The 21,607-nt window shown below is 66.3% G+C and carries 20 protein-coding genes; 12 read left to right on the top strand and 8 right to left on the bottom strand.

All coding sequences use genetic code 11. The annotated features are described in order from the left end of the window. The first annotated feature begins 8 nt into the window (after positions 1–8). From AC1RHV_RS09105 to AC1RHV_RS09065, 9 genes are all read left to right on the top strand, one after another. On the top strand, positions 9–1,370 hold the full coding sequence (locus AC1RHV_RS09105) for a TadA family conjugal transfer-associated ATPase (protein ID WP_054453013.1): 1,362 nt from the start codon (positions 9–11) through the stop codon (positions 1,368–1,370). Continuing rightward, positions 1,370–2,293 carry a type II secretion system F family protein gene (locus AC1RHV_RS09100; RefSeq protein ID WP_054453011.1) on the top strand — a complete coding sequence of 308 codons (924 nt, stop codon included), beginning with the start codon at positions 1,370–1,372 and terminating at the stop codon, positions 2,291–2,293. The genes AC1RHV_RS09105 and AC1RHV_RS09100 overlap by 1 nt, the downstream gene beginning before the upstream one ends. A gap of 13 nt (positions 2,294–2,306) precedes the next feature. Then, on the top strand, positions 2,307–3,302 hold the full coding sequence (locus tag AC1RHV_RS09095) for a type II secretion system F family protein (RefSeq protein WP_175181773.1): 996 nt from the start codon (positions 2,307–2,309) through the stop codon (positions 3,300–3,302). Beyond that, entirely contained in the window at positions 3,302–4,171 is an 870-nt protein-coding gene (locus AC1RHV_RS09090; protein WP_054453006.1) for a tetratricopeptide repeat protein, read from the top strand. The genes AC1RHV_RS09095 and AC1RHV_RS09090 overlap by 1 nt, the downstream gene beginning before the upstream one ends. 22 nt (positions 4,172–4,193) lie before the next feature. Then, positions 4,194–4,631, top strand: coding sequence for a DUF3613 domain-containing protein (locus AC1RHV_RS09085; RefSeq protein WP_054453004.1), 438 nt, complete (start codon positions 4,194–4,196; stop codon positions 4,629–4,631). Between the two features lie 102 nt (positions 4,632–4,733). After that, complete coding sequence (locus tag AC1RHV_RS09080; protein ID WP_492300503.1) at positions 4,734–6,776, top strand: pilus assembly protein TadG-related protein; 2,043 nt, start codon at positions 4,734–4,736, stop codon at positions 6,774–6,776. 49 nt (positions 6,777–6,825) lie between these two features. Then, complete coding sequence (locus tag AC1RHV_RS09075; RefSeq protein WP_054453672.1) at positions 6,826–8,223, top strand: sigma 54-interacting transcriptional regulator; 1,398 nt, start codon at positions 6,826–6,828, stop codon at positions 8,221–8,223. 117 nt (positions 8,224–8,340) lie between these two features. Further along, a complete protein-coding gene (locus AC1RHV_RS09070; RefSeq protein ID WP_054453001.1) occupies positions 8,341–9,045 on the top strand; it encodes a DUF2968 domain-containing protein in 705 nt (234 codons plus the stop codon). A gap of 140 nt (positions 9,046–9,185) precedes the next feature. Continuing rightward, entirely contained in the window at positions 9,186–9,647 is a 462-nt protein-coding gene (locus tag AC1RHV_RS09065; RefSeq protein ID WP_054452999.1) for a DUF1178 family protein, read from the top strand. A 52-nt stretch (positions 9,648–9,699) separates the two neighbouring features. Here AC1RHV_RS09065 and AC1RHV_RS09060 read toward each other — a convergent pair whose 3' ends face one another. The 6 genes from AC1RHV_RS09060 to AC1RHV_RS09035 all read right to left on the bottom strand — a co-directional run bounded on the left by AC1RHV_RS09060 (position 9,700) and on the right by AC1RHV_RS09035 (position 14,077). After that, a complete protein-coding gene (locus tag AC1RHV_RS09060) occupies positions 9,700–10,179 on the bottom strand; it encodes a bleomycin resistance protein (RefSeq protein WP_244300547.1) in 480 nt (159 codons plus the stop codon). A gap of 45 nt (positions 10,180–10,224) precedes the next feature. Beyond that, positions 10,225–10,602, bottom strand: coding sequence for a helix-turn-helix domain-containing protein (locus AC1RHV_RS09055; RefSeq protein WP_054452996.1), 378 nt, complete (start codon positions 10,600–10,602; stop codon positions 10,225–10,227). After that, a complete protein-coding gene (locus AC1RHV_RS09050; RefSeq protein WP_125471860.1) occupies positions 10,599–10,901 on the bottom strand; it encodes a type II toxin-antitoxin system HigB family toxin in 303 nt (100 codons plus the stop codon). Before AC1RHV_RS09050 ends, AC1RHV_RS09055 begins: the two co-directional genes overlap by 4 nt. Before the next feature lie 149 nt (positions 10,902–11,050). Then, complete coding sequence (efp, locus tag AC1RHV_RS09045; RefSeq protein ID WP_006225610.1) at positions 11,051–11,611, bottom strand: elongation factor P; 561 nt, start codon at positions 11,609–11,611, stop codon at positions 11,051–11,053. 144 nt (positions 11,612–11,755) lie between these two features. Continuing rightward, a complete protein-coding gene (gene earP / locus AC1RHV_RS09040) occupies positions 11,756–12,868 on the bottom strand; it encodes an elongation factor P maturation arginine rhamnosyltransferase EarP (protein ID WP_492300499.1) in 1,113 nt (370 codons plus the stop codon). A gap of 6 nt (positions 12,869–12,874) precedes the next feature. Next, positions 12,875–14,077 (bottom strand): DUF2863 family protein, encoded by a 1,203-nt coding sequence (locus AC1RHV_RS09035; protein ID WP_313388953.1) that lies wholly within the window; start codon positions 14,075–14,077, stop codon positions 12,875–12,877. Between the two features lie 209 nt (positions 14,078–14,286). Between AC1RHV_RS09035 and AC1RHV_RS09030 the strand changes: the two genes are divergently transcribed. After that, complete coding sequence (locus AC1RHV_RS09030) at positions 14,287–15,063, top strand: DODA-type extradiol aromatic ring-opening family dioxygenase (RefSeq protein ID WP_119450010.1); 777 nt, start codon at positions 14,287–14,289, stop codon at positions 15,061–15,063. A gap of 91 nt (positions 15,064–15,154) precedes the next feature. Here AC1RHV_RS09030 and acnA read toward each other — a convergent pair whose 3' ends face one another. Together acnA and AC1RHV_RS09020 are read right to left on the bottom strand one after the other, a co-directional pair. Next, on the bottom strand, positions 15,155–17,860 hold the full coding sequence (acnA, locus tag AC1RHV_RS09025) for an aconitate hydratase AcnA (protein WP_054452985.1): 2,706 nt from the start codon (positions 17,858–17,860) through the stop codon (positions 15,155–15,157). Between the two features lie 268 nt (positions 17,861–18,128). Then, entirely contained in the window at positions 18,129–19,058 is a 930-nt protein-coding gene (locus AC1RHV_RS09020) for a LysR family transcriptional regulator (protein ID WP_082400873.1), read from the bottom strand. A 148-nt stretch (positions 19,059–19,206) separates the two neighbouring features. Here AC1RHV_RS09020 and AC1RHV_RS09015 point away from each other — a divergent pair, with 148 nt between their 5' ends. Together AC1RHV_RS09015 and AC1RHV_RS09010 are read left to right on the top strand one after the other, a co-directional pair. Beyond that, entirely contained in the window at positions 19,207–20,094 is an 888-nt protein-coding gene (locus AC1RHV_RS09015) for an SDR family oxidoreductase (RefSeq protein ID WP_054453670.1), read from the top strand. Beyond that, a complete protein-coding gene (locus AC1RHV_RS09010; RefSeq protein ID WP_492300495.1) occupies positions 20,091–21,593 on the top strand; it encodes an AMP-binding protein in 1,503 nt (500 codons plus the stop codon). Before AC1RHV_RS09015 ends, AC1RHV_RS09010 begins: the two co-directional genes overlap by 4 nt. Positions 21,594–21,607: the final 14 nt, after the last annotated feature.

Raw genomic sequence — 21,607 nt, 5'->3', positions numbered from 1 at the left:
GATCCGACATGATCATGACAGCGACGATAGAGTTCGGCGGCGATGGCGACAAAGGCTTTTCGGCGTCGGACCGCTACCAGGAAGTGAAGACGGCGGCGTACGAGCACCTGCTGTCCCGCATCGAGGAGCTGGGTGCGGAGTTCGGCCGCTGGGCCAGGTCGGCGATCCAGGAATTCGTGGACATCGAGGTCGCGAGCTTCGTACGCCTGCGCCGGGTGCCGATCAATGAAGGGGAAATGCGCGCCATTGCCGAAGCGCTGACCAAGGAACTGGCCGGCCTGGGCCCCCTGGAGGATCTGCTGGCGGACCCGGCCGTGGAGGACATCCTGATCAACGGCTATGACAATGTCTTCGTCTCGCGCCGCGGCGTGCTGGCCCGCGAGACGCTGCGCTTCACCGACAATCAGCATGTGCTGCGCATCGTGCGCCGCATCCTGGCGCCGATCGGCCGGCGGCTCGACGAATCCAGCCCCATGGTGGACGCGCGCCTGCCCGACGGCGGCCGCCTGAACGTGGTGATCGAACCATTGGCGGTCGACGGCCCCATGGTGTCGATCCGCAAGTTCCGCCAGGACCCGCTCAAGCCGGCGGACCTGCTGACCTTGGGCAGCTTCGATGAAGAGATCTACCGGCTGCTGAACGAGGCCGTGAAGAACCGCTGCAACATCCTGGTGTCCGGCGGCACCAGTTCGGGCAAGACTTCGCTGCTGAACGCGCTGGCGTTCTTCATTCCGGAAACGGAACGCGTGGTGACGGTGGAGGACACCGCCGAACTGTCGCTCAACCATCCCCACGTGGTGCGGCTGGAGTCGCGTCAGGGCGGCTTTGACGGCAGCGGCGCCGTCAGCATCCGCGAGCTGATCCGCAACAGCCTGCGCATGCGGCCGGACCGCGTGGTGGTGGGCGAAGTGCGCGGCGCCGAGGTCATGGACATGCTGCAGGCCATGAACACCGGACACGAGGGATCCATGGCGACCATCCATGCGAACTCTCCGCGCGAATGCCTGTACCGGATCGAGATGCTGGCCGGCTTCGCCGGATTCCAGGGCAGCGAGGACAGCCTGCGCAGGCAGATCGCCAGCGCGCTGGACTTCATCGTGCAGATCGGCCGCCTGTCCAACGGCAAGCGCCGCGTGCTGTCGGTGACCGAGATCACGGGCATGGGCGACAACGTGATCTCCACCCAGGAACTCTATCGCCACGAATCCTACGCAACGCAGGATGGCGAGGAGAAAGATCGCTGGAACTGGCTGGGCATTCATCCTCACACGCCCAAGCTGGCCAAGCTGCGCAACGAGGCGCGCGCCAGCGACAACCCGCCGGACGACCGCGATGGCGGGGGTGGCGGATTCTGGAGCAGGAGGCGCTGATGCAGGAAGCCCTGGCGCTTGCGAGCCTGGCCGTGGTGCTGGCCATAGGAGCGGTGCTGCTGTGGCGCCATGCCGACCGCCGCGCCCGCCGGGCGGCCAGTTCCGCCTTTCTGGAGAGCCAGCTGCAGCGGGGCCGCGACGAGGCCGCCGCCGACGCGCCTTTCGCTGAGAACACACGTGAGTTCCGCAGCGGGTTTTCCGGTTGGGACCGCTTGCTGCGCCTGGCCGGCCTGCGGCAAAGCGCCGGCTTGTATGTGCGCATCGCGCTTCCCGTCGTGGTCGGCGCGGCGCTGGCATGGACATTCCTGGGGGCGCTTTCCGGCGCGGTGACCCTGCTACTGCTGGCGGTGTTCGCCTACTTCCTGCTGTGGCTGAAGGCCGACAAGCGCCAGCGGCGCATGATCTCGCAGCTGCCCGCGTTCCTGGACAACATCGTGCGCCTGCTCACCATCGGCAACAGCATGGGCGCCGCGTTCCAGACGGCCGCCGCCGCTGCCGACGAACCTTTGCGCGAAGTGGTGGAGACGGCGGCCGGCCTTAGCCGCTCCAAGGAGCTCGACGCGGCCCTGGCGCACGTGTCGCGCCTGTATGGGCTGAAGGAGCTGTACATGGTGGCGGCGGTGGTGTCGCTGGCCCTGCGCTTCGGCGGCCGCAGCGACCAGGTGCTGGAACGCATGGCGGCCTTCATGCGCGACGTGGCGCAGGCGCGAAATGAACTGACCGCCAGTTCGGCCGAGGTCCGCTTGTCAGCCTGGATTCTGGCCTTGCTGCCGGTGGGCATTGCGGGCTTCATCATCGTCGCCAACAACAACTTGTTCATGGGCCTGTGGCAGGACCCGCAAGGCTTCAGGATGCTGCTGACCGCGGTTTGCCTGCAGATCGGCGGCTGCTATTGGCTCTATCGCATGGCCAAGGCCATTTGACCGGAGGGGCGCCATGCAAATCCTGCAATCCTGGAACGCTTCCACCGTGCTGGCGATGGCGCTGATGCTGGTGGCGGCTGGCCTGGTGGTGCTGGGCCTGGGCATGGCGCGGCGCCTGCGCAGCCAAGGCCGCAGTCGCCAGGTGGTGGATCAGGCGCTGGCCGCGCGCGACGGCGCGAGGGCGTCGGCGGCCGCGCGCAGCGAAGGCGGGCAGGGCAGGCTGGCGGCGGCCGCGCGGGCGGCCGACACATTCGGCAAGCGCCTGAGCGAAGGCCGGCTGGCCGATGCGCTGCTGGCCGCCGAGGACCGCAAGCTGGTGGACATGGCCGGCTATGCCAACCCCGGCACCGCGCGTTCGCGCTTTGTCCTGATCCGGCTTGGTCTGGCGATTCTGCTGCCCGTGGCGGCGGTCATGCTGGACTGGCACAAGCATCTTCCGGATATGCCGCTGGGCGCTTTTGTCGTGGCCTTCGTGGCTTTCGCTGTCGGCTACATGCTGCCCAAATGGATCGTGCAGCGGCGCCTGGCGCGCCGTCGCAGGCAAGCGGCCGATGAGTTGCCCTTGCTGATTGACCTGCTGCGCCTGTTGCAGGGCGTGGGCCTGTCGATCGACCAGAGCCTGCAGGTGCTGGTCAAGGAGTTCGGCCAGGTGCTGCCGGTGCTGTCATTCGAATTGCGGCTGGCGTCCGAGCTCTATGTGCGTGGCCGCACGCGCGAACAATCGCTGGCCAGGATGGCCACGGGCTTCGACAACGACGACCTGTCCGCCATCTGCCGCCTGATCGCGCAGGTGGACCAGCACGGCGGCGCGGTGCAGGAGCCCTTGAACCGCTTCGGCGAACGCCTGCGCGACAAGCGGCGCCTGGAACTGAAGGAGAAGGTGGGCAAGACCACGGTCAAGATGACCGGGGTCATGATCGTGACGCTATTGCCCGCGCTGTTGATCGTGACGGGCGGGGCTGGGTTCATCGCGGTGTTGCGCGGTTTGTCGCGCATGGGGGGGATGTAATGAACGGCGCAACGGAAAGCAGCTCGCGCGCATGGCGCTGCGTGCTTGTCGTCACGGTGTTGGCGGCGGGCGCGGGGTTGAGCGGATGCAAGACCAACAACGCGGAATCCGCCTGGCAACTGATCCAGCAACAGCAGCAGGAGCAGGCGCTGTTGCGGCAGAAGGAGGACGAGGCCCAGAGCAAGAGCCGGCCCAAGGAACCCGAGATGATGCTGTCCATGATCGTCGAGGCGCAACGCCAGGAACGCTATTTCGCGTCGCTCGCGTACATCGACGGCTATCAGCAGAAGTACGGCAACGACGCGCGCGTGGCCGTGCTGCGCGCCGAGGCGCTGCGCCAGACCGGGCAGGCGGCGCTGAGCGAACAGGCCTATCGCGCGCTTACCGCCACCGACCAGGCGGCCGAGGGCTGGCACGGCCTGGGTCTGATCGCCGGTTCGCGCGGGCAGTTCGACCAGGCGGCCGATTATTTTTCGCGGGCGGCCAAGCTGGCTCCCATGGACGCGCGCATCCTGGGCGACCTGGGCTATGCGCGCCTGCGCGCGGGCGATCCGGCGGGCGCGCGCGTGCCGCTGGGGCAGGCGGCCGAACTGACGCCGGAAAGCGGCAAGGTGCTGGCGAACCTCGCGGTGTTGCTGCTGGTCGAGGGCGATCCGCTCAAGGCGCAGCGCCTGATGGAGCGGGCGCAACTGAATGAAGAGGCGCGCGGACAGGTGCTGCGCCTGGCCGCCGAGATCCGCGGCCAGCTGGCCCCGGCGGCGGGCGCTTCCTATGCGCCTGCCACCCGGGTGTCCAGCGGCGAACAGGCCGTCATGCCGTTGATGAGCCCCTTGATGGACGGCTTGGGTAACGGACCCATCGTGCGCTAACCCCGTTTTGAGGAAGACTGCCATGTCCCATTCGACCCAGCACGCCTTGTTCATCGTGGCCTGCGCGCTTGCGGCGCAGGCGCCCGCGGCCGTCCTGGCGCAATCCAATGCGCCGTTGACGGGCAGCATGTCGGGCGCCGCGGGCAGCGCGCCGTCCGCTCAGGCGCCTGCCGCCGTATCGGCGCCGGAACCTGTGTCCGCCATGCCGGAGCGGGCCGTGGTGCAGCAGGTGCAGACTCCGCTGCCGCAGGCGCCCGCCGCCGCGCCTGCGGCGCAAGAAGGCTTTGGCGACGTGACGCGCGGGCTGCTGGCGGCGCAGGCCGACGGGCGGCGCGCTGGCAATGCCTTGCCCGTGCTGGGGCCGGTGTCTACCGCCGCCTGGAACCGCTATCTGGAGAGCTTCAAGCATCCCATTCCCGTGTGGTTCGACCGGAATGTGGAAATTCCCAACGTCCAATAGGTTCCGGGCGTTGGTATTCCCCGCCGCATGCGGGTATGGAGTCGCAAGAGCATGTCAGCCGGCCGTCCACATCCTTCCTCGCCGTCGCGGCAACGCGGCAGCATGACCGTCGCCGTCGTCTTCGCGGTGCTGGTGGGGGTGGTGTTGCTCGGCGTGCTGCAGCTTGGCTACGGCTTCTACATGAAGCGCGAAATGCAGAAGGCGGCGGACCTGGCGGCGCTGTCGGCCGTCCAGGTGCTGAGCCTGGGCTCCAGCGCGGATTGCGCCCGGGCCGCCGCCGCTGGCCGCGCTTCCGCCCTGGCCAATGTGCCGAACATCCTGGATGCGTTCACGGCCGCCGATTTCACGGTGGAATGCAAGGTGTGGGATCCGACGCGGTCCGATCCCTCCGGCATGCACGTCTTCGACGCGGCGGGCGGGCAGGCCTATAACGCAGTGCGGGTAGCCGCGCGCAAGCAACTGGCCAATCTTATCCCTGGCGTGGGCGGCGTCACGGCGTCGGTGGCGGCGGTGGCGACCAACACCCAACCCGTGGCGACCTTCACAGTGGGGTCGCGGCTATTGCGCCTGGAACGCGGCGGCCTGCTGTCGCAGCTGCTGGCCACGGTGGGGGCGTCGCCCACGCAACTGGACGTGCTGGACGCCGCCGGCCTGGCCAATGTCGGCATTACGCCGGCCGGCCTGCTGGAGGCGCTGGGCCTGCCGCTGTCGGTGGCTGCGGGCGTGGGCACGCCCGAGCAATTGACGGCGCTGAGCAACCTGACCCTGGGTCAGCTCTTGCGCGCCACGCTGAGCGTCATCGACAAGCAGAGAACCGCCAACGCCGATGTCGGATTGTTGAGCGAAGCCATCAACACGGTGTTGGACTTGATGCCGCTAAACCTGCCTGTGAAGCTGTTCGGCGATGGCGGCGTGCTGAATCTGAACGTGGTGGGCGGCGACCCCACCGCTGCCTTGCAGGCCCAGGTCAACGCGCTGAACATCCTGGAAACCGGACTGGCCATCGCCAACGGCAGCAACCTGATCAATCTGGGGCTGAGCGTGCCGCTGCTGGGCCTGGACGCCCGGGTGCGCATCGTCGAGCCGCCTGCCGTGGGCGTGGGCGGTGTCGGCGCGCAAGCCATCAGCGCCGGCATACGCGTGTATCTGCGCGTCAACACCGGCAACATCCCGCTGGTCGGGCCCTTGCTGGCCAACACCCTGAATACCAAGGTGGATCTGCCCATCATCATCGACGTGGCGCAATCCACAGGTACGCTGCGCAAGCTGTGCGAAGCGCCGCTGGCCGAGAACCAGGCGATGATCGATGTGACGTCGGCTGCGGCCAGCGTCTGTCTGGGCCGCTTCCCCGGCATGGCGTCAGCCACCGACCCGAGCGCCGCGAATTTCCAGTCGCTCACGAACCGCTGCGAGCCCAGCGCATTCGGCGCCATAGGACGGCATCAGGTCTTGAACGTACTGGGCATATTGCCGCTTACCGCCCGGTTCACGCTGCCGGTGTTCAGTTCCTCGGCGCCCGTGTCGGTGACGCTCACTGCGCCGCCATCGCCCAACGCCACCGCCACCGTCAATGCCACCAACGTGGACCTGTCCAAGCTGGCCTCCAACCTGACGGACGCGCTGATCGGGGGCATCCTGGGGGATTTGTTCAACACCGGCACCCCGCTGACCGAAACGCAACGCACAGAGCTGGCGACGCAGTTGGTGGGCGGAGACAAGAACAACGCCGGCAAGACCATCTCCAAGGTCGTCAACGACATGCAGTGGTCCAAGACGGCGATGGACCAGCTCGGGGCGCGTCTGACCACGGGTGGCTTGACGGGGGTGTTGGGCGGCACGCTGCAACTGGTTGGCGGCATCCTGAACTCGCTCTTGTTGGCCCCCCTCAGCGACGTGACCTGCGCGCTGGCGCTGGTGCCGGACGCGATCCGGCAGTGCCGCGTCAACGCCGTCGGCGCGCTGGCCTTGAACGGCAGCGGGCAGGTGGGCGGCGTGCTGTCGGTCGTCATGGTGCTGCTGGATCCCTTGCTGAGTTCGTTGTCCGTGGCGTTGCAGCAACTGCTTAATGTGCTGGGCCTGAGCGTGGGCCAGACCGACGTAGCGCTGATTTCCGTGGATTGCGGCAAACCCCGCCTGGTGTATTGATGATGAAGCCTCTGACCCCTGTCCTTTCCATCCCCGCATGGTCCAAGCGATGAGCCAGAATTTCGCGCGCGAAGAATTCGACGTGTACGTCTGGGAAGGCACCTCCGACATTGCCAGCCGCGCCGAGCGTTGCCTGGCGGGCATGGACGTGTCGCTGCTGCGGGCGGATGCCGGCACCGCGTTTCCGCCGCCCCGCGACCTGGCGCGGCCTGCGGTGGCCCTGGTGTCGGTGTCGGTGATGGGCGACAAGCGCTTCAGCGGCTACGACTGGCTGGCGGCCCAAGGCCTGCCGGTCATCTGGGTCGCCGCGGAAGCGCGCGGTCGCGACCCGCGCTACTACCCGCCGGAATACTCCTACACGCTGCCGCTGACCTTCACCACCGCGGACCTGCGCAAGCTGTTGTATGAGCTGCTGGGCACGCTGAATCAACTCAATCGCGCCGCGCCCCGGCGCGAACAGCCGCTGATTGCCGTCTCCGCGACCATGCGGGACCTGCTGGCGGAAGTGGACATGTATGCAGACTGCCGCAGCAACGTGCTGATCCATGGTGAAACCGGCGTGGGCAAGGAACGCATTGCGCGCCTGCTGCATGAGCAGGCCGCCTGGTTCGACGGCCCCTTCGTGGCGGTCAACTGCGGCGCCATTCCGGAGGGCCTGTTCGAGGCGCATTTCTTCGGCCATGCCAAGGGCGCGTTCACCGGCGCGATCGGCGCGCACAAGGGGTATTTCGAGCAGGCCAGCGGCGGCACGCTGTTCCTGGACGAAATCGGCGACCTGCCGCTGTACCAGCAGGTCAAGCTTTTGCGCGTCCTGGAGCAGAACACGGTGACGCGACTGGGCTCGACCGTGGAAGTGCCGGTGGACTTCCGCCTGGTCGCCGCGACCAACAAGGATTTGCGCGTGCTGGTGGGGCAGGACGAGTTCCGCGCGGACCTGTATTACCGGCTGGCGGTGATCGAACTGCGCATACCCAACCTGGAGCAGCGCGGCCCGCAGGAGAAGGCGGCGATCTTCCGCGCCTTGCTGCAACGCCTGGGCGTGGAGGACGAACCGCCGCAGTGGTTGCTGGAGCGCGTCTCGCGCACGCGCTACGAGGGCAATGTGCGTGAACTGTCCAACGTGGCCGAGCGCGTCGCGATCGTGCGGCGGCAGCTCCAGGCCTGGGACCCGCCGCGCATCGAACGCATCTTCGACCAATTGGCCGAGCCGCTGCACTCTGCTCCAGCCTCGGCCGCCGCGAGGGTCGAGCCCGCCGCCTTCACCGATGCCGAGCGCGCAGAACGCGAGCGCGTGCTGGCGGCGCTGGACGCCAACGGCTGGCGCCGTCAGGATACCGCCCACACCTTGGGCATCAGCCGCAAGGTGTTGTGGGAAAAAATGCGCAAGCTGCAACTCGGGACGGGCCAGGGAGAACCCGCCGATGGTCTCGCCGAGACGACGATGTGAACACGCAATAGGTAATGCCCCGTAGTGGGCGACAGTTGCGGAGCCGGCGCATGTAAGCGGGTCTGTCCCGGCCGAAATAAATTGCTATAGTTCCGCAACGATTTTTTTGGGGAAGGCATGAACGTCCAATTTATCCGTGGCGCCGCCCGCATGGCGCTGTTGGGCACGGCCCTGTCCGGCCTGGCCGCTTGCGCCAGCGCACAATCCGAAGCGCCCCGGGCCACGGTTAAACAGGTCGAGGACACGCAGGCGGCCTCCACGCCCGTGACTCCCCCCGCGCCGCCGCCCGCCGCGCGTCCGGCATCCACGCTGTCGGAGCTGCAAGGCCTGATCCAAAGCCGCCAGGTGTCGGAGCTGCGTACTGCCTATAACGGCACCTACGGCGCCAGCCTGCTGTTCAAGCCGGACGACCTGACCTATTACGTTGCCTTGTTCCAGCAGAAGGATTTCTGGCGCGTGGTGAAGAGCAAGTCGGACAAGCAGGCCGAAGCCACCTACCGCGCCTTCGTCGCCCAATCCGCCGAGCTGGCCGAGGTGGACATCAAGCGCATCAAGATGCAGGCTGAATACGCGCACGCCGAGAAGCTGCTGGCCAGCCGCAGCGCCGAACTGAGCACCCTGCAGGCCGACCGCGCGGTGCGCCTGCAGCAGGAAGAGCAGGTCGCGGCCCGCCAGGAGCAGTCGCGCCAGGAAGCCACGGCGCTGGCTGACCAGCAGAAGGACGTGCGCCAGCAATTGCGCGATCTGCAACGCCAGATCGACGCCTTGCAGGCGCAGCAGGCGCAAGTGGGGAACCCGGCGGCCCAGAACCGCGGCAAGTAACCCGCAGGGCAGGCTGAGTAGCGGGCCTGCGGGCCCGCTTTGTCTTGGCCGGCCGTGAATAGGCATTGCGCACGCAGGGGCTAAGCGCCTGCCCTGGGGCGCTTTCTTGTATTCTGGGAGTTGCACCCCATATAGACGCCATGGCACTTAAAGTTTTCGACCTCCAGTGCGAACACAGCCACATTTTCGAGGGCTGGTTCGGTTCGCACGAAGACTATGACGCGCAGCAGGCGCGTGGCCTGGTCACGTGCCCGGTTTGCGGTTCGGCCAGCATCACCAAGCGGCTGTCCGCGCCGCGCCTGAACGTCGCCCACCTGCACGCGCCAGCCGCCCAGCCGCCGGCGTTGCCGGCCAACGCGTCCGACGCGGAAAAAATGGCCGCATTGCAGGCAGTCGTCATGCGCCAGGTGCGCGCCTTGCTGCGCAACACCGAAAACGTCGGGCCGCGCTTCGCCGAAGAGGCGCGCCGCATCCACGAAGGCGATGCCGACGACCGTCCCATCCGCGGCACGGCAACGCCCGAAGAACGCGAATCGCTGGCCGAGGACGGCATCGACGTCATGGCGGTGCCGGATTTCCTGGACGACGAGCGCCTGCAGTGACCCGCTGCGCCGCCCCTAGCCGATTCGGACAGGGGAACGGGCGTACGGAATGTCAGGTGGTATGCCTGCGTTCACCGATCTTGGCCGAGAAGCGCAGCAGATAACCATCAGGGTCCTGAACCAGGAACTCGCGCACGCCGATTTCAACGTCATTGCCCCGATACCACTGCTCTACCGGATTCCGGAACAGGGGCCATTTGGCGTTAGCAAGCGCGGCAAGAAAGGGCTCCACAGAGGGCACATCGATTTCGAAATTGATTCCCCTGCCCAGCGGCACGCTCAACGGACCTGTGATCCAACCGTTGTCGCCGCGCCGTTCGACGAGCATGACTTGTGCTCCGTCGAGGTCCAAATATACGAAGCCGTCTTCCTCGCGGCTGTACATGATCGAGAATCCACAGAGACCAACCCAGAATTGCAGACTTGCCGCGATATCTGCGACAAGCAACTCGGGCACCAGCTTTGCACGGCGAATTTCCACAGTCGCAGTTCTCCAGCTTAGGCAGAGTGTTGCCGCGGTCAGCGCAAGCATTCCGCTTCGTCAGGAAGTCGTCGATGAATGAGCGCGTTTCAGTTATTAGGCGTGAGCCGGTGGCCGAATAAGGCTTTCTGCGGGAATGCCGAGCTCGGTGTGCAAACGCCAGATCATTGGCAATGTCAAACCGCGCTTGCGGTTCAGCACTTCGTATACACGGTTGCGCTTGCCGATCATAGGCTCCAGATCCTTAGGGGTCAGGCCGCCTTGCTCCATCCGGAATTTAATGGCCTCGACAGGGTCTGGCAGATCGACCGGATAGTGCTTCATTTCATACGCTTGCACCAAGGTGGCCAGCACGTCCAGGCGGTCACCGTCAGGTGTGCCCAGTTCAGGATCAGACTCCATCAACCGGGAGATTTCCTTGAGCGCCGACTTGTAATCGGCCTCGGTATGTACGGGGCGGATTTCCATGTTCATTCCATTTCCACGGTTTCGGCGTCAATCTTGTCGTACTCCGCGTGAGTGCCGATGAACTTCACGTAGACGATGCTCAAGTTGAATGCGATTGCCACAATCAGGCGGAAATCATTGCCTTTGATGTTGAACACCACACGCCGATTCTTCAGGATGCTGGCGTGGCGATACTGAGCCTTGATATCCGCAGGCTGCTTCCATTGCGCCTTGCTGGCCTCGTCCACCCACGCCTTGAGGGGTTGTTCTGCCGCTGGGTACCTTTCCCAGAACTGGCGGAGGGTGCTTAAGGCTATGAGTCGCATAGCGCAATGTTAGTCCCAATTTGGGACTGGGGGCAAGTCCCATGTGGTCCGGCTATATGCCTTCAAGCAAGGGCCGCAAGATTGGTCAGGCAGACGGCAATAAAAAAGCCAGACCCGAAGGTCTGGCTTTTTCTTGCCTGCTTGCCGGATCAGTTGTTGACGCGGCTGCGGTATTCGTTCGTGCGGGTGTCGATTTCGATCTTGTCGCCGATGGCGCAGAACAGCGGCACGTTCAGTTCGTAGCCGGTGTTGATCTTGGCGGGCTTGGTCACCTTGCCCGAGGTATCGCCACGCACGGCGGGTTCGGTGTAGGTGATTTCGCGCACGAGCGTCGTGGGCAGTTCAACCGAAATGGCGCGGCCGTCGTAGAAGACCACTTCCACGGGCATCGCTTCTTCCAGGTAGTTCAGGGCGTCGCCCATGCTTTCGGCTTCGATTTCGTACTGGTTGTACTCTTCGTCCATGAAGACGTACATCGGGTCGCCGAAGTAGGAGTAGGTGCACTCCTTGCGGTCGAGCTGGACGACTTCGAACTTTTCGTCGGCCTTGTAGACCGATTCGCTGGCCGAGGCGGTCAACAGGTTCTTGAACTTCAGCTTCACAACAGCGGCGTTACGGCCCGACTTGTTGTATTCGGCTTTCTGGACCACGAGGGGATCCTTGCCGACCATGACCACGTTGCCGACTCGCAATTCCTGAGCGGTTTTCATCGATAAAACTCCGGGGGTGATGGGTGCACTCGCCGTGCTTGCAAAAAGCCGCCGCAGCTATAGCTTCTAGCGGCTTCGTGCACACCCCGGGAGGCGTCATAGTTGAGGCCCGACAAATACAGGGCGCTCGGAAAACTCTCTATTCTAACGTTTCTTGGCCAAGTCTGCGCAAAAATCAGCCAGATTTTCGGCAAGATCCGGTAGCGCCGCCTGGCTTGCGTCCCAGGCCCGCGCGGCGGCGGCCCAGTCCCCCCAGGCGGCTGGCGCCAGGGCGGCAGACAGCGCCGCAGCGGTTGCGCCCGTTTCCGGCTCGTTCCAGGCCCGGATCAGCGTCTGGGCGGTTTCCGGGGCCGGATAGCGCGCCAGCCACGCTTCCAGTTTCTCCAGATGCACGTTTTCGTCCTGGGGATAGATCTGCCAGACGAGCGGGCGCGCGGCCCAGGCGGCGCGGACGAAGGAATCCTCGCCCCGCACGAAATTCAGGTCGCAGCACCACAGCAGACGGTCGAAATCCGGCTGCGCCACGAAGGGCAGCCGGGCCACCGCCGGCGCGCCCGGCACCGCGCAGGCAGCTTCCAGCCCGGGGGCCACGCCTTCGGGGGCAAGCAGCAGGGTGGGCCGCGGATCCGCCGCCAGAGCCTCGGCCAGCGCCGTTACCGGCGCCGTCGGATAGCAAAACAGGGACACGGTGCGCGCGCCGTCGCGGCGGCGCAACAGCAGGTCCTGTGGCACGCCCAGCGACCGCAGGAAGGCTTCCTGGTCTTGCGGCGATGTCTGCAGGGCGTCGCGCTCCGCCGACAGGCCCGGCTCGCGCAGCAGTCCGCCGGTGGCGCTGGTGAAGCCGGGAAAGAAAAAGTGCTTGACCAGCCCGTCCGGCCGCTGCGAGGGCAGGCCGTGGCAGCTTTCCACCCAGGACTCGGCGCTCAGGTATTCCAGGTTGACCCAGGCCGGATGCTCACGCCGCATGCTCTCCAGGAATGCCTCGGGGGGATCGCAGGCGAATGCCTCGATCACCACATCGCGCGCGGCGAGCCCCGGATCCGGGGATTCGGTCCAGTGCACGATGTCGATGCCCGCCAGTTGCTGGCGCGGGCTATCCGTGGCGATCCCGGGCTGGATGCGGGCGAAGCTGGCCAGGTCGTCGACCCACAGGCGCACATCCCAGCCGCGGCCGTGCGCCAACCGGCGCGCCAGCCGCCAGCAGACGCCGATGTCGCCATAGTTGTCGACGACCAGGCAGAAGATGTCCGCTTGCATTGCCGCCTAGTGGAACTTGGCCGGCGAGGCTTCCGCGTCCTCGGGCAGTTCGGCGTGCACCAGTTCGCCCAGCGGATTCGGGAAGTAGGGCGCGCCGCAGTCTTCACAGTACTCGGGAGGCAGCACGCCGGGGATGCGGCGCACTTCAGTGACGCCGTATTCCTTGAGCAGCGCGGCGATCTCGTCCACCACGTCGGGCTGGCCTTCGTCAGCCGGCAGGTCTTCCTCGCGCCCATACAGCGGCCAGACGCAGCCGTAGTACACGTCGTTGCTGCTGCGCGCGGTGAAGCCGATGCGGTACTCGTCGATGCGGCTTTCGCCGCAGCCGGCCACCACCGCGCGCAACTGGGAGGCTTCCAGGCTGACCGCGCCCTCGAGCCAGCTGACCGCTGCACGCAGCGACAGCGGGCGCACGCGCCGGTCGGCTTCACGGTTGCTGACATAGTAGGCGTCGGGCAGCAGGGCTTCGAAACCGCAGCCCGGCAGCAGATTGGCGAGGGTCGGCTGGGCCTGCGCCGCCCATTGTTCCTGGCAGGCATCGCGGCTGGCGTCGGCTTCGCCCAGCTGTTCCTGCCAGCGGAAGATCGGCTCGCCTTCGGGCACCGCGACGGCCGCCACGATGTAGCGCGTATCGGCCAGCATGTTGGCCGTTTCGGTCTCGGTGTTCAAGGCGGGCTTGGCGGTTTCTGCGCCCAGCGCCTGGGTGCCCAGGCGCTGCAGCCATTGCCAGGTTTCGGAGAAGGTGCGCGGCATCTGGTCCACGCTGACCAGCATCGGCATCAGCGAGCTGCGGGCCTTGCTGGACAGGACATGCCCATGCAATTGCGCCATCAGGGCCTGTTGCGCGCCGGCGGCGATCGGGCCGGTCGGAATGGCGTAGCGGGTCCAGGCGACGATGGGGGCCACGACCAGCAAAATGTCGTAGTGGACGCCATTTTTCTCGATCTTCATCGATTCGGACAGGGTTTCGGCCTGTTCGATCAGGATCTCGTATGCGCCCACGTCGCTCTGGGCGAGGTGGTCCAGGGCCGCTTCCAGGGGGGCATCCTGCCCCGCCTTCAGCAGCTTCGGAATCGCTACGCCAAGCTGGTTCTCCCAGAACACGTCTTCGAGGCGGCTGCCCGAGCGGTTGAGCGCCTGGGCAAGCGCGACCAGTTTGGCGGCGTCACGGGTGAGGCGGGGAGCGGATTGGCTGCGGGATCGGGCCATAACTTCGGGGAGCGTCCAGTAAGTGTGCAACTGTGTAGTTTAACGCCCGGCGCGGACGGCGGCGCGCACCTCCGGCGGCGGGGCGCAACAACGGCGCCACGGAGTGATTGATGCTAAATAAGCAACAGATAATGCCGAGTCAAGGGGTTTATTGCTGAGAAGAATCGGCGGAAAATCTAGCCATCTATTCAATATCAGGAGGCACCGCCATGCGTTGGCCTACGCTTTTCGTATCCCATGGATCCCCCATGCTCGCCGTGGAACCCGGACTGACCGGCCCGGCGCTCGCCGCCTGGAGCGCCGAGCAGGGCCGCAAGCCCAAGGGCATCCTGGTGGTCTCGCCGCACTGGATGGGCGAGGGCCTGGCGCTGTCCACCCGCGACCGCCAGGTGGCCTGGCACGATTTCGGCGGCTTTCCGCCGGAACTCTATGAATTGCAGTACACAGCCCCCGGTTCGCCGGAGTTGGCGGCGCGGGTGCAGGCCCTGCTGGCCGACTCGGGTATCGCTGCAGACCTGGACCCCCGACGGCCGCTGGACCATGGCGCCTGGGTGCCACTGCGCTACCTCTATCCGGAAGCGGACGTGCCGGTGGTGCAACTGTCCCTGGACATGGGGCGCGACGCGGCTGGCCAACTGGAACTGGGCCGCGCGCTGGCCCGGCTGCGGGACGAAGACATCCTGGTCATCGGCTCCGGTTCGCTGACGCATAACCTGCGCCACGTGCGCATGCCGCAAGACGCGCCCGCGCTGCCTTACGTGCCGGCTTTCCAGCAGTGGTACGCGGACAAGCTGGGCGGCCATGACCTGCCGGCGCTCTTGGATTGGGAGGCCCAGGCGCCGGGCGCGGCGCAGGCCCATCCGCACGACGACCACCTGATGCCCTTGTATGTGGCGCTGGGTGCGGGCGGAGCCGGTTTCCGGCGCCTGACCGACGAAATCTCCTACGGCGCGCTGGCGATGGATGCCTACGAGTTCGCGGACTGATCCCAAGCGCGGCCGCGGCGCCGCGCAGGCCGCAATGAAAATGGCCCGGGAACCTCGCGGTTCCCGGGCCATTGCCTTGCCTGTCAGGAGATCAGGCAGCCAGCAGCTGGCGCAGCACGAAGGGCAGGATGCCGCCGTGCTGGTAGTAGTCCACCTCGATCGGGGTGTCGATGCGCAGCAGCACCGTGACGTCCTGCTTCGATCCGTCCTTGCGGGTGATCGTCAGCGTCACGTCCTGCATCGGCTTGATGCCGTTTTCCAGGCCGGAAATGTCGTAGGTTTCCTCGCCGGTGATGCCCAGCGACTGCACGCTGTCCGCGCCCTTGAACTGCAGGGGCAGCACGCCCATGCCGACCAGGTTGCTGCGGTGGATGCGTTCGAAGCTGCGGGTGATCACGGCCTTCACGCCCAGCAGCTGGGTGCCCTTGGCCGCCCAGTCGCGCGACGAGCCGGTGCCGTACTCTTCGCCGCCGAACACCACGGTGGGGGTGCCCGCGCCGACGTACTTCATGGCTGCGTCATAGATGGACATCTGTTCGCCGGTGGGCTGGAACAGGGTGTCGCCGCCCTCGAAGCGGCTGCCGTCCGGCAGCGCCGGAATCATGAGGTTCTTGATGCGCACGTTGGCGAAGGTGCCGCGCATCATGATTTCGTGGTTGCCGCGGCGTGAGCCGTAGCTGTTGAAGTCGGCCTTCATGACGCCGTTTTCCTTCAGCCACTTGCCCGCGGGCGAGGTCTCCTTGATGGAGCCGGCCGGCGAGATGTGGTCGGTGGTGACCGAGTCGCCGAACACGCCCAGCGCACGGGCGTTCTTGACCGTCGGCATCGCGCCCGGCGTCATGCCGAAGCCGTCAAAGAAGGGCGGCTCGGCGATGTAGGTGGAATCAGGCCAGTTGTACGTGTCGCCGGTCACGCCCTTGATGTTCTCCCAGAGTTGGCCGGGATTGCTCTTGACCTGGCCGTAGTTGGCCTCGAAGGCCTTGGGATCCAGGGCGTACTTCAGCAGCGATTCGATTTCCTCGGTGGTCGGCCAGATATCGCCCAGCCACACGTCGCCGTTCTTGCCGCGGCCCACGGGCTCGGTCATCAGGTCGCGCGTGACGGTGCCGGCCAGGGCGTAGGCCACGACCAGCGGGGGCGAGGCCAGGAAGTTGGCCTTGATGTTCGGGTGGATGCGGGCCTCGAAGTTGCGGTTGCCCGAGAGCACGGCCGAGCAGATCAGGTCGTTGCCGGTGATGGCTTCGTTCAGGTCCGGGGTCAGGTCGCCGGCGTTGCCGATGCAGGTCGTGCAGCCGTAGGCGGCCACGTCGAAGCCCAGCTTTTCCAGGTAGGGCAGGAGGCCCGTCTTGGTCAGGTATTCGGTGACCACGCGCGATCCGGGGGCCAGCGAGGTCTTGATGTGCTTGGGCACCGTCATGCCGGCTTCCACGGCCTTCTTGGCCAGCAGGCCGGCCGCCAGCAGCACGCTGGGGTTGGAGGTGTTGGTGCAGGACGTGATGGCGGCGATCAGGACGTCGCCGTTCTTGACCTGGGTGCCAGCGCTGGTGGTGAAGGTCTGGCCCAGCTTTTCGGCGGGCTGATTGAAGCCGTTTTCAGCTACCGGCTTGGAGTACAGGTCGATGAAGGTGTTCTTGACGTTGCCGATCTCGATGCGGTCCTGCGGACGCTTCGGGCCCGCCAGCGACGGCGCGACGGTGGACAGGTCCAGCGTCAGCAGCTTGGTGAAATTGATGTCCTTTGCCTTGGGCACGCCGAACATCTTCTGGGCCTTGAAATAGGCCTCGAAGGCGGCGATTTCGTCTTCGGTGCGGCCGGTGCCGCGGAAGTAGTCGATGGTGCGCTCGTCGACCGGGAAGAAGCCCATGGTGGCGCCGTACTCCGGCGCCATGTTGCCGATGGTGGCGCGTTCGGCCACCGACAGGCTGGCGGTGCCTTCGCCGCAGAATTCGACGAACTTGCCCACCACCTTCTCGCGGCGCAGCATTTCGGTGATGGTCAGCACCAGGTCGGTGGCGGTGACGCCGCCGCGCAGCTTGCCCTTGAGTTCCACGCCGACCACGTCGGGGGTCAGGAAGTACACGGGCTGGCCCAGCATGCCGGCCTCGGCTTCGATGCCGCCCACGCCCCAGCCCACCACGCCGATGCCGTTGATCATGGTGGTGTGGCTGTCGGTGCCCACCAGGGAATCCGGGTAGTAGACGTTGTTCTTCTTGTCCAGGTGCACGCCGCGCGCCAGGTATTCCAGGTTGACCTGGTGGACGATGCCGAAGCCCGGAGGCACGACGCCGAAGGTGTCGAACGCCTGCATGCCCCACTTCATGAACTGGTAGCGCTCTTGGTTGCGCTTGAATTCCAGCTTCATGTTCAGGTCCAGCGCATTCTTGGTGCCGAAGTAGTCGATCATGACCGAGTGGTCCACCACCAGGTCCACCGGCACCAGCGGCTCGATGCTCTTGGGGCTCTTGCCCATCTTGTCGGCCACGGAACGCATGGCGGCGATGTCGGCGAGCAGCGGCACGCCGGTGAAGTCCTGCAGCACCACGCGGGCCACCACGAAAGGAATTTCGTCTTCGCGCTTGGCATTGGCCTGCCAGTTCGCCAACTGCTTGACGTGCTCTTCGGTGACCTTCTTGCCGTCGCAGTTGCGCAGCACGGATTCCAGCACGATGCGGATCGAAACCGGGAGCCGCTGCACGTCGATGCCGAGGGACTTGCCCAGCGCCGGCAGCGAATAGTACTGACAGGATTTATTGCCGATCTTGAAATTCTTGAGGGTGTCTAGGGTGTTGTGCGGCATGATGGACTCCGTGGTTTTGCCCGGTTGAAGCCGGCATTTTCTGGCGTTTTTGCGCATTTGTCATTCTATGTGAGACTGGCGCCTGCGCGGCCGTATGTCTTATATCTTATATAAGACTTGAGCGAACCGCCAAAGTTCCCCTACTGCGATCAGGGGCGGGCGGCCGTTGGCCCAAACCGATACTCTGGCCGAGGCGTGCGCGGGTCGCAAGCCTCTTTTATCAAGAAAGTCCTACGCGGATGTTGCGGCCCTGCGAGGGAAGGCGGGTCTACGCAAGGAATTCGCGCAGCAGCACGGTCAGCTCGCTGCGCAGGAAATCGACGACCGCGCGCTGGGCGGTCGACGGATAAGGGTTGGGCGTGGTCAGGATGAACAACTTGTCGCCTGGCCCCAGGGCTTGGTATGCGGGCAGCACCGGCGTCAGCCGGCCCGCGGCAAGGTCCTCATGCACCACGTAGGCCGGCAGCAGCGCGACGCCCGCGCCGGCGCGCGCGGCTTGCGCCAGGAACGGGAAGTACTCTGATTGCAGCCGCGGCGCGAGCTTGGCCTCATGCAGCTGGTCCTTGCGGCGCAGCCGCAGCGTGACCTGGGGCCTGGGGTCGGGCGGGCCCAGGAAGTGCAGGCGGCCGAGATCGCGCGGATGAGCCGGCGGGCCGAACTGCTGCAGATAGGAGGGCGCCGCGCACAGTACCCATTTGACGTCGCCCAGCGCGCGCGCCACGTAATCCTGCGGCGGGGTCGTCATGACCCGCAATGCCACGTCGATTTCCGACGAAATCAGGTCGCTCACCCGGTTTGAGAACAGCACGCGCAAGGTCAGCGACGGATGGCGCAGGGCGAAGCTCACCAGCAGCGGACGCAATTGGTCCAGTTCCCCCAATCCGGTGGGGATGCTCAGCCGGACGTGGCCCGCGGGCTCGGATCCGAGCTTCTGCAACGCATGGCGGGCGGATTCGACTTCGTGCGCCATGCGCGCGCCGTGCTCGTACAGCACAGAGCCTTGTTGCGTCAGTTCCAGCCGCCGGGTGCTGCGGCGGATGAGCTGGGCGCCGAAGGCGCGTTCCAGCTTCTGCAGATTGCGGCTTACGTGCGAACGGGTCACGCCGTGGCGCACCGCCGCCTCGCTCAAGGTGCCGGCGTCGACGATGGTGACGAACAGCTGTATCAGGTTGAGGTCCAGCGCGGGCAGGGCGGGCATGCGCAGTCCTATTGTTGACTGTGAGGAAACATAGTTTACGCAAGCTGCGGGATTGTCGCGGCGTGGCGGCGGTTGATATTCTGGCCACCATCGCAAAGGAGACCAGACCATGCCCCATAACCCATCCGGCGGGATGTCCCCGCAAACCATGTTCCGCGCCGATCTATTTCGCGGCGAGCGCATCCTCGTCACCGGGGGCGGCACCGGCCTGGGCTACGCCATGGCCGAGCGCCTGGCGTCGTTGGGCGCTGCGCTGCACCTGTGGGGACGCCGCGCCGCCGTGCTGGAAGAAGCCGCCGCCGGGCTGCGCGCACGTTACGGCGCCGAGGTCCACGTTCAGGCGGTGGATATCCGGGATGCCGAGGCCGTGGACGCCGCCGTCGACGCCATCTGGACCGGGCACGGTCCGCTGACGGGCCTCATCAACAACGCCGCGGGCAATTTCATCAGCCCCACTGAAAAACTGTCGCCGCGCGGCTTCAACGCCATTGCCGACACCGTGTTCCGCGGCACCTTCTACACGACCCAGGCCGTGGGCAAGCGCTGGATCGCGCAAGGCACGGGCGGGGCGGTGCTGTCCATCGTGGTGACCTGGGTCTGGACCGGTTCGCCGTTCGTGGTGCCCTCGGCCATGTCCAAGGCCGGCATAGACGCCATGACCAAGTCGCTGGCCATCGAATGGGGCCGCCACGGCATCCGGCTGAACGCCATCGCGCCGGGCGTGATTCCGACCGAAGGGGCCAGCGCGCGGCTGCGGCCCAAGGACTCGGGCGCGGACGCGCAGACGCAGCAGAATCCGATGCGGCGCCTGGGCACCGGACATGACATCGGCGAGCTGGCGGCCTTCCTGCTGAGTCCGGGCTATGACTGGATCAACGGCCAGACCATTGCGCTGGACGGCGGCGACTATCTGGCCAACGGCGCTTACTTCAAGCAGTACGCGGAATGGAGCGACGCGGACTGGGCCGCCGCGCGCCAGGCCATCGAAGCGCGCACCGCGCAGGACAAGGCGCAGCGCAGCACGGGGGGCGCATGACAGGCAGCACCATCCACGCGGGCGGCGACCGCCTGTCGGGCGCGGCGCTGGCCGCACGCGGCGAACAGGTTGCCGCCGGGCTGGCGGCAATGGGCGTGCGAGAAGGCGACGTGATCGCCGTGCTATTGCGCAACGGCCTGCCTTATCTGGAGATCATCCAGGCCTGCAAGCGGCTGGGCTGCTACTACTGCCCGATCAATTGGCATTTCACCGCGGCGGAAGTGGCATTCCTCATCGAAGACAGCGGCGCCCGCCTGCTGGTCGCGCACGACGACCTGTGGCTTCCGCTGCGCGATGCGCTGCCCGCCGGCCTGCCGGTGCTGCTGGCCGGTCCCGGCGCGGCGCAATCAGGGCATGCCGACTACGACGCCTGGCGCGACCGCCAACAGCCCTACGACGGCCCGCGCGTGGCGCCGCGCGGTCATATGGCCTATACCTCGGGCACCACCGGTCGGCCCAAGGGCGTGGTGCGCGCGCCGTTCCCGCTGGAACACCTGGGGCGCCACCTGCAACAGGTCGAAGCGGTGGTGGAGGCGGCCTACGGCCTGCGCTCGGGATCGCGCGCGCTGCTGCCCGCGCCGATCTACCACAGTGCGCCCAGCGTATTCGCGCAGGTCGCCCTGCGGGTCTGCGAGACCTTCGTGCTGACGGACAGGTTCGATCCCGTGGAAGTCCTGCGCCTGATCGAGGCCCACCGCATCGATACGGTGTATCTGGTGCCCATCATGTACGTGCGCCTCTTGAAGCTGGACGCCGCCACCCGCGCCGCGCACGACCTGTCGTCGCTGCGCTTCGTGGCTTCGACCGGCGCGCCCTGCGCGCCGGAAATCAAGCGCGCCATGATCGAATGGCTGGGACCGGTCATCCATGAAACCTATGCGTCGAGCGAGGCGGGCATGGTCACCGTCATCGATTCGCACGAAGCGCTCGCCCGTCCCGGTAGCGCCGGCCGGCCTATCGGCGGCGCGCAGGTCAGGATCTATGGCGAAGACGGATCGCCCTGCGCGGCGGGCCAGGTCGGGCGGATCCACGTGCGCCAGCCGGCCTACGCGGACTTCACCTATCGCAACAACCCGCAGGCCCGAGCCGACGTGGAGAAGGACGGACTCATCGGTCTGGGCGACCTGGGCTATCTGGACGCGGACGGCTATCTCTATGTGTGCGACCGCGAATCGGACCTGGTGATCTCGGGCGGCGTGAACATCTATCCCGCCGAGGTCGAGCACCAGCTGATGCAGTATCCGGGCGTGGCGGATTGCGCGGTGTTCGGGGTGCCCGACGACGAATACGGCGAGCGGCTGATGGCGCTGGTGCAGCCCTCGGCGGGCGCCGCGCCCGACCCCGAGGCGCTGAGGCTATGGCTGGGTGAACGGATCGCGCGCTACAAGGTGCCGCGTGAACTGCAACTGCGCGCGGAACTGCCGCGCGACGACAACGGGAAGATCGCCAAGCGCCGGCTGCGCGCCGAATTCTGGGCGGGCAGGCAGCGCCAGGTATAGCAGGGCGGCGCATC

The organism is Achromobacter sp. GW823-FHT04E03 (assembly GCF_058796095.1).
Note: the sequence above shows the minus strand (reverse complement) of the source record. Positions and strands in the feature narration are given on the sequence as shown.